The following is a 1,134-nucleotide window of genomic DNA, read 5'->3' as shown; positions in this document are numbered from 1 at the left end:
AGAACGAAAGATTCGTGAGATTCGAGAGATTCGTGTTCAAAATTCAACATTCAACACTCAACATTCAACATTATAGAAAATGGATTTACGAAGTTACACCAAGCAGGAGTTAGCCCTGCTCTATTTTCCGGATTCCGACCCGGACGTGGCAAGAGCCCATCTGATGAGATGGATAGTAAGATGCACCCAGCTCTACGAGCAGTTGCAGAAGAGTGGATACAACAAGAGTTGCAAGGAGTTCAATCCTCTGCAAGTATCCTATATTTTCTTCCATTTGGGAGAACCCTGATATTTATCAGTGATAATCGGTGAGTATCGGTGAGCAACAATGAGCATCGGTGAGTTGGGAAAATGAAATGTTGTATCTTTGCAATGTGATTCAGAAAGAAGAACATTAACCATTTAAACACTTAAAAACTTATGTTGCTTTACGTACTAAAACTAAATCAGAACGCCAAGATGCCAGAGGCATACGGCAAGTATTACGCCTATCCAGTCATCACTCAGACGGTAGACATCGACGGCCTGGCCGAACACATGGCTAGCCACAACACTCCTTTCTCTAAGGGAGCCATCAAGGGCATGATTACCGATATGGTATCGTGCATCAAGGAACTCACCTTGCAGGGTTTCGCTGTGAAGATTGACGACCTCGCCATCTTCTCCATCGGCATCCGCAACAAGGAGGGAGCCGCCTCAGAGAAGGAGTTCACCATCGCCAAGAACATCGACGGTTTCCGTCTCCGTGCTCGTGGCACCGGTGAGTTTAGCACCAAGACCATCAACCTCGAAGCTACGCTGAAGAAGGCCTCTGCTCTGTTAGGTGATGGCACCACCCCGGATACCACCCCAGATACCACCCCGGATACCGGGAAGGATACCGGAAAGGATACCCCTGGTGGTGACAACACCGACCAGGGCGGTAGCGGAACCACTGGAGAAGGAGGAGGCGACGGCTTAGAGTAGCCCTACCCGCCTCGCATCTGAAACAAGAGAAAGCGCATCGGCAGGATGCAGTCCGGAGTAATCCGAGGGCCCATCAGGAATGAGTTCATCACTCACCATTCAACATTGTCAAATCATCGCCCTGAACGGATACTTGCTCATCCTGCCCGCTTCCTTCTTGTCTTCCCA

At 49.1% G+C, this 1,134-nt stretch carries 2 protein-coding genes; both read left to right on the top strand.

Going from position 1 to position 1,134, the window contains the following annotated elements:
* Positions 1–79: 79 nt before the first annotated feature.
* The gene (locus tag DWV53_RS15315; RefSeq protein WP_117727236.1) at positions 80–289 is read left to right on the top strand and encodes a DUF4248 domain-containing protein; all 210 of its coding nucleotides are present in this window, start codon (positions 80–82) and stop codon (positions 287–289) included.
* A gap of 131 nt (positions 290–420) precedes the next feature.
* Positions 421–966, top strand: coding sequence for a DNA-binding protein (locus tag DWV53_RS15310; protein WP_118155469.1), 546 nt, complete (start codon positions 421–423; stop codon positions 964–966).
* Positions 967–1,134: the final 168 nt, after the last annotated feature.

This window comes from Segatella copri (genome assembly GCF_003465495.1).
GTDB lineage: Bacteria > Bacteroidota > Bacteroidia > Bacteroidales > Bacteroidaceae > Prevotella > Prevotella copri_G.
Note: the sequence above shows the minus strand (reverse complement) of the source record. Positions and strands in the feature narration are given on the sequence as shown.